Raw genomic sequence first — 10,134 nt, 5'->3', positions numbered from 1 at the left:
GCTATCTCCTAACCAACTCTGCGACCGGCGCAATCCGTAGAAACCGACTTGCCGACGGGCTCTTGCGTTGCAACTTCGCCATGGTTGTTTTCGCTTCAGAAAAAGTGAGATGGCGGACCATGACCTGCGACGTATCCTCTGTGCTTGCGATCTCAAAGTGTGGCTCCATGAATTTCACCGCGATCCCAGCCGATCGATACTTCGCACGGCCCAGCCGTTGTGCACGACTTTGTTTCGCCGCCCCCCACTGAACCTGCATTGATAACGCCGGTGCGGTCAGCCGCACGGACGATTGGAATGTGGGATCCGGTTTCACGTTCATGGCTGAATCCACCACAATCTCCTCGTAATCGAGATCGGCGGTAATTGAAGCGCCGAACACCACACGATTCGTGCCGACACGGATGCCGGCGGGCATCCGCTCGAACGAAGGGCCCGAAAGCTTCTGATCATCCGGCATGTCGAGGAATTGCGCCGGTGCGAAAAATTCCGTAACCGGTTCGAGTGACTTCACCTGGCTGTTGACGCGTGCCTCGGTGATGCGGAACAGACGCGTTCCGCTCGACCGGGCGACGCCGAACCGGGAGATCTCGCGATCGAGCGGCAACACTCGCTGTCGAACCGAGAGCCGGCTCAACGGATGAATGACGAGTTCCGTGTTCGGTTCGGCATTTCGCACCGTCACCAAGGCCCGGTCTGTGTCCGTCAGTTCGTGGCTCCAATTGGCCGGATCACGGAGGGCGGCCAGTAACAGCGCTTCGGCATCGACCGGCTCGGGTATCGGAGGCTTTTCGCCTTGTGCCAGCGTCTTGTTGATACTGACCGTATAGTCCCACCACAGAAATCCGAACGTTGCACTTCCGCGAATATGGAGCGGGCTCGGCCCGATCAGCTCCCCTCGCAACCGAACCATGAGTAGATTTTTCGAGCCGATCTTGAGCTGAACTTTTGCGTCAAAGGCGGCGTTGAACTGCAGCGGATCATGCTGGACAAGCACGTCGTATGACACATAGCCATGTACCGAAAATTTCGATATTTTAACGAAGATCTCGGTCTTGGCACCGAATTGCGTCGTATTGGATGTCAACGCAAAATAGGCCTCACAGCGAATGTGCGGGTTATCCCCATCGGACAGGTTGATGGAAACTCGCGTGAGCTTTGGGAAACCCACCGGCGCGGCAAAGTCCGGATGGAATCCACCGACCGCCAACGCAAAATTCGGTGACTCTCCCCATTGCGCCCGCAGCGCCATGTCCCCCGCAATGGTGAACGTGCGTGCCAACCGCGAATCGAATAATGACGCGTCGAATGCGGCGGTCTTCTGTTCGAAATCCACCACGCCAGCCACGTCCATATGCAATCGGATCAGATCCTTATCCTTGTCCGGCAACAACGATTTGATCTGTCCCATGACGAAGAACTTCGATGTCCTCCCGCTTCCACTTTGACGATTGTGTTCGATACCCAATGCCAAATGGATATGTAGGAGCGCCGGCTTACCATACGTGGCTTGGATCATGAGGCAGAAGAGATGTCTGTCTTTCGACGGTGGGAACACCGCACCCACGGCAGCAATCAACGCCGGCGCGTTGCGGACAGGATCCTCCGCGAACAGTATGTGATCCAGGGTGTGGTTGCGCACGCCGGCCAGAAGCGGTTCCTGGAGGATGGTCCGGTGAATACCGATGAGACCGCCCACACCCGAAAGGAAGAACCCAAAGCCCAGCGGAATCGATTGAAACCCTTCTACCGTAATGATCGCGAGCAACGAATAGCCCTTCTGGCCGTCCGGCAGCCTCGTATCGAGCAGCGCGACGGCTTTTAATGCCACGCCGCCGCCGAGGTCGAGATGCAGGACTCCCGCGTAGCGGCCTTGATCGGGATCGAGGAGCAAGAAGCCGCCACCGGACACGACATCGCCCTCGATCAGCAACCCCACGCCCTTCGGCGGAACGAAACCGAAGACCAGATCCGCAAACCCCAGATTTGGGTTCCGGCTCGCGAAATCCAGCTTCAATTGAAAGCCGATCTGATCCAGACTCGCCCGCAAGGGACCGATATCAAACGCCATCGCGACGGTCGCCATGAGGGCAAGGTTGCTCCGATCGTTCTCCGTATCCGGCACCAGACCGAGTTGCATGTGTTGAATCGTCACCGGGCCGATGGATTTGGCGATTGGAATGATGGATCGAAGCCCCGCACCGCCTTCCAGATACAGCCCACGTTCGCTTGAGAGGCCAAGGCCGAACTGGAACGCAATCCTGGTTTCCTGCTTCGGCAATGAATCGGCGATGAACTCGTCACCGTCCGCCTCGGCATCGATCACGAGCGCACAATCGGCAGCCGCCAGCTTGAACCCGGCACCGGTCGACGACAGCTCCCCTGAGAGCGCCAGCCGTCCGAACTCAAGCCTCGTTCGTTCCGAGATGCCGACGACGTATGGTTCATTGGATTCCTCTCCGTTAGCCTCGATGGCCACGCGAATGTCGGCATCCGTCGCGGCACTCGCCTCGACGTTAAGCTCGTCGAACCGGATTAGAAAGTCGACGGCATTGGCCGACCGAACCCTGAAGCTGAAGGTCCAGTCATCGTCCACCGGCAGGTCGAACTGGAGGGCGCTGCCGACGGCCACCAGCAGGCCGGGACCGCCGTGTGCGCGCGGCACCAGCATGAACGAACAGCTCGCGTTGGCCTCACTGACCTCGCCGATCGCGGCGGGGGGCTTGAATGGATGACGGATCAGGACCGACAGAATCCCATCCGACAACCGATCGGCATCGCTTGGAGGTGTCCCCGGCGCCGGCTCCCAGCCGTACATGACCTCGATCAGGTTCTTTTGGCCGAAGTCTTCGGAGATGGCAGAAGCGATCGCCTGCCCGCCGAAGGCCGCTGTAATTGAGACCGGAATGAAAATGAAATCGGAGAATGCCTTGGCCTGTTCCTCGGTAGCCAGACTGCATCCGAGCGCCTCGAAGTGATTGCCGATCCCCTTGAAGAACGAAACGATTCGCTCCGGGTAGGCCTTGGCCGTCGAGTGCGTGGTGAGCGACTCCTCGATGAAGCCGAAGGGCTGCGCCGCCCAATACAGCATGGGCTGGTGCAGGCGCATGTAGTTAAGCGCCAACAGGTGGAAGACGCGGTGCGAGAACTCCTCGATCGCAGCTTCGCCGCTGACGCCCACCGCCGTGGCGAACGCCTTCACGGCGTCGGCAATCGCCTTCAGATCCTCGACGGCCTGGAGAAACGCTTTTGCGTCGACGTCCTGTGCCGCGCGATAGCGCTGCAGGCTGTCGAGCTTGTCCTTCGGGAGATCCAGCTTCGCGTTCGAGGTGGGTGGCAGTCCGAGGTCGGTCAGGAGCGCGGCACGGGCTTGGTCATCCGTGAGCGTTTCACGCGCCCAGAGATACACGTCGACGAACCAGCCGACGATGCGCTGGACAACGCTCTTCTTTGTCTTCGTCGGCTTCTTGGAATCGCTCACCCGGCGTCTCCTAGCGTCGGCTCAGGCTCGTCGATCGTCGCACCCGCGAGCGCCGCCAGCTGCACGCGGTGGAGCGCGTAGACCTCGGCCTTCTTCGGATCAGGGGCGGCGGGATGGACGGTGAAAAGTTCCTGCACGGCGTGAATGGCCTGCGGCAACTGTTCGAAGTGGATCCGTCCCAGATTGTTGGCCATCAACACTTGCCGTCCGTGTGATGCCTTCTTGAACTGCTTCACGTGTCGCGCCACGAGCTGCCGGTATCCGTCGAGAGAGGTCGCATTCATCGTCGATGGCAGCGGTGCTGGCCGCGCCGCTTCGGGTCGGGCGCTGTCGGGACGCTCATCGAGCACCACATGCGCACGCCAGCTCCAATCGGGTGGCCGCGCAAAAGAGGCCGTCGCGGGCCATCCGCCGGCAGGGATCAATACGGGACTCGATGCGAGCTTCCCGGCGAGCACCGGCATCACGCCTTCATTCCCAGGTGGGAGCGACAAAGGTGCTGGGTCTTTCTGATTCCACCCCAGGCGCGTGATCCCGATGTTCGCCCGGATAATCCGTTGCACGAACGCAAATCCACGGTCTACCACGCGGAGGAAGTTCGGCATCACATTCCGGACACCGCTCGACGTGAACTGCACGAACCTCGCCGGCTGGGTGTCACCCTTCTTCCAATAGCTCAGGAACTGAGTGGACCCGTTGTGCACATCACCCGAGAGCAAGACGATCCGCCGGTACGGTTCCAGCCGCTTGAGGACCGCCTCCATCGTCTTCGGATCGAACGCCCAGGCTTCGATCGCGTCAGGGTTCGTCCCCGGCATGCCCTTGATCTGGTTATTCCGGTGCGAGACGTAGCTGATCATGTCGAAGACGCGATAGGACAACGGTGCCACGACTTCGTCGAAGACCGGCGGGCCGACGATAGGTAGGGGGGCCATGACGATGAGGACTTCGAGTCCCGCGGGCAACGGCCCCTCGGGCACCTGTTCCGCGATCGCAGAAATCGCGATGTTGCCGGGCGGACCGATTCGAGAGACGAAACTGCGGCGCGTGCGATTATCGAGGGCTAGCAGCAGATGCCGCGCGCACGACACCGAGTAGTGCCACCGCACCGGTGGTCGCTCGGCTCCGTCGAGGCCGAGGAGGACATTGATGCGTTCAGCGGCCTCGGATTCCCTGGATGGAGCGGTCGCACCAGTCGGAAACAACTCTTGCGCGCGGGTCAGCAGTTCGGCGGCTGGTCCGCTCTGAAAGTAGTCCGGATCGTTGCCCCAGCCTTGAAAGAGCGCGTAGGCGAGGATCCCGTTGCGCAGGACCGTCTTGCCGAGTGGGTTCGTGTAGACGCGGTCCTTCCAGATGGGATTGAGGTTCCAGTCGTCGGTCACCTCGTGATCGTCGGCCATCATGTAGACAGGGACGTTCGCCAGTGCGCGGCGGACCTTCGGCAGGTTGTTGTAGAAGAGATCCACCTCACGCTTTCGCACGCTGTGCTTCGTATCGTAGAGCCCGCCCCAGTTGCTCTGCAGCGCCTCGTAGAACGCCTGAAACGCCGGCTGCTCCTCTTGCGGCAGGCCATCGACGATTCGAAAGATCTTCGTGTGCCCCTCGTGCTTGTCTTTCAACCACTCCCGCTCTTGATCGTTTGCGGGCGTCACCTTCGTGTCGGCGTCGAGATCGGCGTTCACCTGATCGAGGATCCGCTGGCGCCGATCCGGTAGCAGAAGACGCGCCTCGAGCGCGAATCGCCACGTGGGCTCGGCGTCGATGTCACGTGGCTTCAGCGTCGCACGCAGCTCGCCGACGGTAAGCGTGTTCGGCCCGCTGCCCGATGGCAGCACGAGGTCGAGGAACTTCTCGAGCAGAGGCCGCTCGATCTTCGGTTGGTCCGAGGCATCCCGTTGTTGAAAGTGAATACCAAGGTGATCCCAGGGAGGTCCGCTCGCGAAGAAGCGCTCCACAATCTCATCGAACGAGCTGAGCGCCGACTTGTCCCAGAGCACATTCGACCACACGAGGAGATACATCGCTGCGAACTCACCAAACGAAAGCAAGTGACTGTGGTAGTCGATCGTCGTGAAGCGCCCCTCGGAGAGGACGACCTCTCGCCGCAACGCTGGCGGAAAGTGTTTGGCATCAGCAGGCCAGTACCTGGTATCGGGCCCGGGCCACCGCGTGGGGAGGAACTCATTGTTGCCGAGCAGCTCGCGCCCACGCATGATCAGCTGGGGCAGGAAGGGTAACGCCACGTCGTCGGCGTAGATCTGATCGCCCGTCAGGCACAACTGGTGCGGACGGTGGATCGGATCGGCGAGCCGCGCTTCACGGATCAGATCGTCGACCCACGCCATCCCATCTTCCATCTCTTGCGTCATCCGACGGCACGATCCGTGGAGGATCCGCAGGTCCGTCAACTCTGCTGGCGGCAGCATGAACGTCGGCAGAAAGCCGGGCTCGTACCCCATTGCCAGGTTCGAGTGCCCATTGATCTCACCATTGCTCAACAAGCCCAGGCTTTTCAGATCATGGTCATTCCCTGCACGGTCTCTTACTAGGACGTTGTAAGAATATGGCCGGCCCGGGAACAACGCCTTTTCCGGCTCAACTTTGAAAATCGCCTGTGCCAGGTGCAGCTTGTCGCCGATCCGAATACTTGACGCCGAGTTCGATCGTGGGTTAAGCGGCTGGAGATCGGTGGAGAGTAGTGCGCTGGGACCGGCATCATGGACCAACGCGTCCCAGATGTTGATTCGAACTGTGACTTCTTCCGAAAAGGCCATCCATGCCGTGACAAGCGTTGGCTCTGCACGGCGCAGAATTGGACCCGCCAAAAGCACAGGAAGCACCGGTGGCTCCTCCTCTTATCATGACAGATTTTTTGGGCGCAGCCTACCATGGGTCTGCAGCGAAGTCGAGGCAACCACTACTGGACAGGGGCTCTACGAGCAGTACCAATGGAATGGCAAGGTGATGTGTTGACGCGTCTCGCACGAAAAATAGAAGGCACCACAAGGGGCTGGCCCGGATATCCAAACCAGCCCCCTCACTGTACCCTCACTGAAGAAGGCTACAGATTCTATCCCCCTACTTAGTACACACTCTTGGCGCCCTGCACCTGAGCCGGGAACGGATCCAGGATGCTCTTCGGTGCGTTGTTCCAGATCACGTCCGCCAGATTTGACATCCGGCGCACAATCTGCACGCCCACGGTCAATCATGCACCGGTTTTTGATCAGCCGACGGGGCATGGCACGGGATGTATCCGCTCCTACAATGCCCGTTCCTGGGAGAGGATGCACAGACAGGTCATCAATCGGCTATCGATGCCGGTGGACGCAGGATGAGCAATGTCAAAGACAGGGACCATTCTGCTTGAACCGACATACGTTTCGTAGTGATTAGAACAACGTATAGATGAATGGCGCAACCGCAGACCCCTGCGTAAGAACGATGAGCGTCCCGAATAGCAGCAATACCACGAGAATCGGTAACAGCCAAAACTTCTTTCGCTCTCTCATGAACGCCCACAATTCAGCCAGCAATTCTCCCATACGTTCTCCTTCTTCTAACCTAGAATTGATTCCGCATATGCTGACGGGGCCGAGGGGCTCGAACGACGCGATAGGTCTCGGCGTCTCGCGCGAGCGTGCGATGCATGGAATCCTTACCCATCAGACGCATCGCAAGACCCATTGGAGTAATGAGAAGATAATAAATAACCCCGAGTATGATTCTCGTATTGATCGAACCGAGAACATGGCCGATCTTCATCCATCCGGCATGAACCTGTGTCAAGCTCTTCGGGGCAATTGCGCCGAGGGCAATAAGTAGGCATCCGAGAATCACCGCCCAAAGCCGAGGCGACTCACTCCGAAACACAATCGGCCAGACTCCGATCACGGCAAACACACTGCCCACCAGAAGCCCAAACTGCCGCAAATCTTTCTCCGTAGAGTGATGGTATGCTGAATTCACGGTGTGATCTCCTAGTCGAGCTCGAATTCTTTTTGCCAGTTTGTCTCGTTCGTCAGTGGCTTTTGCTGGGTCTTGTACAGCACACAGTTCTCAAGTGCGAGGACATCCATTTCCGTTCGCATGAAGCACCGGTAGGCGTCCTCGGGTGTGCTCACAATTGGCTCTCCTCGAACATTAAAGGACGTGTTGACGAGCACAGGATAGCCGGTTTGGGCTTCGAATGCCTTGAGCAGTCGATAATAGCGAGGATTCGTGTCTTCATGCACCGTTTGAATCCTGGCTGAATAATCCAGATGTGTGACAGCCGGAATATCGGAGCGCGGGACATTCAGCAGGTCAATTCCCCAGAGCGTGGCCTGTTGTGCCGGAAGCGGCAGGCATCGCTTTGCCTGCACCGGCGCAACAAGCAACATATAGGGGCTATCCGTGTTCATCTCAAAGAAATCAGATACACGTTCCCGCACGACCGAAGGGGCAAAGGGGCGGAACGATTCGCGATATTTGATCTTGAGGTTCATCACCGACTGCATTTTGATATTTCGGGCGTCACCGAGAATGCTTCGACCACCGAGGGCACGAGGTCCGAACTCCATCCGGCCCTGCAACCATCCGACGACTTTTCCCTCCGCAAGCTCCTTGGCGACACGATCGAAGAGCCGCTCATCGTCTAGACGTTCATAGGGGGCATCGGCTTGCTTGAGGAACTGCTCGATCTCAGTATTCGTATGTTTCGGCCCCAAATAACTCCCCTTCATGCGGTCAACACCCGTTGACAGCCTTGGTTGATCATCATACCGATGCCAGGCAGAGAGCGCTGCACCAACTGCTCCACCTGCATCCCCGGCGGCCGGCTGAATCCAAATTCCTTTGAACGGGCCTTCTCGTAGAATCCTCCCGTTTCCCACACAATTGAGCGCCACGCCGCCGGCCATACAGAGATACTCGACCCCGGTCTCTCGGTGCAGAGTCTTCGTGACCCGAAGCATCACTTCTTCGGTTACTTCCTGGATTGAACGCGCCAGATCCATCTCCCGTTGTGTCAACTTACTCTCTGGTTTCCGCGGAGGGCCACCGAAGACCCTATCGAACTTATCCCCGGTCATGGTCAACCCGGTGCAATAGTTGAAATACTCCATGTTCAGACGGAACGTCCCATCCGCTTTGAGGTCAAGCAGATGATCATAAATCGCTTTGACATATTTAGGCTCCCCATACGGAGCTAAACCCATCACCTTATACTCACCCGAATTGACCTTAAACCCGGTGTAATATGTGAAGGCGGAATAAAGCAGCCCCAGTGAATGGGGAAATGGGATTTCCCAGAGCGGAGTGAGCTTATTTCCTTCACCAAGCCAAGCGGAGGTCGTGGCCCACTCCCCGACGCCATCCATACAGAGCACAACCGCCTTGTCATAGGGAGACGGATAAAAGGCCGAGGCTGCATGGGACTCATGATGCTCGCCAAACAGCACCATAGGCAGCTCAGACTTTTTCAACTCCGGGGCGAGCGCCATGAATTCTTTCTCAAGCAGATTCCGGAGTAGGAGCTTTTCTTTTAGCCACACCGGCATGGCCGCCACAAACGATTGCAGTCCCTTTGGAGCAAAGGCTAGGTACGTCTCAAGTAAGCGCTCAAATTTTACGAGCGGCTTATCATAAAAGACGATATAGCGGAGATCCTTTAGGGCGATTCTCCCTTCCTGTAAACAGTAGGTCACGGCATAGCTGGGGAACCCTGGGTCATGCTTCTTACGGGTAAACCGCTCTTCCTGAGCGGCGGCAATGATTTCTCCACTCTGAATCAAACATGCCGCGCTATCATGGTAAAAAGCCGAAATCCCAAGGATATTACTCATGCCCTTGCCCCTCACACATTGATAGGACTTCTCGCATGGAGTCCCCCTCGCTTCGGGAACACCACTTTCTCAAAGAGCTTTTCTGTCGCTATTGATGATGTGCCTGGATTTGAGAAACCGACCTAGAATATCGGCGACCGCCGCATGACCTCGTTCATTCCAATGGTCATCATCGCGAAAGTAAAGAAGCTCGTTGGCAGTGAGCGGCCGCAATAACTTTTCTAGATTAGCGACTCCTAAACCAGACTGTCCAGCCAGACGTTCAACAAACATGTCGAAATGGGGTTTTTCCGACAATCTCGGAAAATCTTCAAACTCTGCTCCATGCAAGCGCGAATCACTTGGAGCGATGATAACCACAACTCGAAAACCTCCTTAATTCGATAGCGCTTTCATACGCTCATAGGTTTTCTGAAGCAAACTCGCATTCGGATGCGACTCGGCATATTGCGCAGGATTTTGTACACGCTTCAGTTGATCGGGGAGAAACAGCTTCGCTCTAAAGCGGGACGACACATAGAGGGGAAACGCTGCTACTTGTCCATCTATCACGTAATGATTGTTCGTTTGAGCAGCTCCTCCAAGATGAGAGAATACGACTCGCACGTTTTTGAACTTCGTGACCACGACCTCTCGCTTGAGCATTGAGGGAAAGCTCAACGCTGCATCAATGATCGTGTCTTTGAACTGCCCCCCGGGCCTTGATCCAGAATTCTAAAATGGGCATTGATCGAGGTCATGTCAATAGGTGTGTAACTGGTTCAGGCGGCGGTCCTCTCGGCTTGATCGGTTGTGTTGCGGTTTACACTTCCTGACCGTTTCCTTCTT

7 protein-coding genes are annotated in these 10,134 nt (G+C 57.5%); all 7 read right to left on the bottom strand.

Annotated features, from left to right (window positions below):
• Position 1 precedes the first annotated feature (1 nt).
• The 7 genes from ACMTNU_RS12975 to ACMTNU_RS12945 all read right to left on the bottom strand — a co-directional run bounded on the left by ACMTNU_RS12975 (position 2) and on the right by ACMTNU_RS12945 (position 9,951).
• Positions 2–3,481, bottom strand: coding sequence for a DUF6603 domain-containing protein (locus tag ACMTNU_RS12975; protein ID WP_413935685.1), 3,480 nt, complete (start codon positions 3,479–3,481; stop codon positions 2–4).
• Positions 3,478–6,321 (bottom strand): hypothetical protein, encoded by a 2,844-nt coding sequence (locus tag ACMTNU_RS12970; protein WP_413935684.1) that lies wholly within the window; start codon positions 6,319–6,321, stop codon positions 3,478–3,480. Before ACMTNU_RS12970 ends, ACMTNU_RS12975 begins: the two co-directional genes overlap by 4 nt.
• A gap of 552 nt (positions 6,322–6,873) precedes the next feature.
• A complete protein-coding gene (locus ACMTNU_RS12965; RefSeq protein WP_413935683.1) occupies positions 6,874–7,026 on the bottom strand; it encodes a DUF5989 family protein in 153 nt (50 codons plus the stop codon).
• A gap of 19 nt (positions 7,027–7,045) precedes the next feature.
• A complete protein-coding gene (locus ACMTNU_RS12960) occupies positions 7,046–7,450 on the bottom strand; it encodes an SxtJ family membrane protein (protein ID WP_413935682.1) in 405 nt (134 codons plus the stop codon).
• 11 nt (positions 7,451–7,461) lie between these two features.
• Complete coding sequence (locus ACMTNU_RS12955) at positions 7,462–9,306, bottom strand: carbamoyltransferase (protein ID WP_413935681.1); 1,845 nt, start codon at positions 9,304–9,306, stop codon at positions 7,462–7,464.
• Positions 9,307–9,375: 69 nt separating this feature from the next.
• Positions 9,376–9,666, bottom strand: coding sequence for an alginate O-acetyltransferase AlgX-related protein (locus ACMTNU_RS12950; RefSeq protein WP_413935680.1), 291 nt, complete (start codon positions 9,664–9,666; stop codon positions 9,376–9,378).
• A 15-nt stretch (positions 9,667–9,681) separates the two neighbouring features.
• Positions 9,682–9,951, bottom strand: coding sequence for a hypothetical protein (locus ACMTNU_RS12945; protein WP_413935679.1), 270 nt, complete (start codon positions 9,949–9,951; stop codon positions 9,682–9,684).
• Between the last annotated feature and the right edge of the window lie 183 nt (positions 9,952–10,134).

This window comes from Nitrospira sp. BLG_1, from assembly GCF_047338595.1.
Lineage (GTDB): Bacteria > Nitrospirota > Nitrospiria > Nitrospirales > Nitrospiraceae > Nitrospira_D.
Note: the sequence above shows the minus strand (reverse complement) of the source record. Positions and strands in the feature narration are given on the sequence as shown.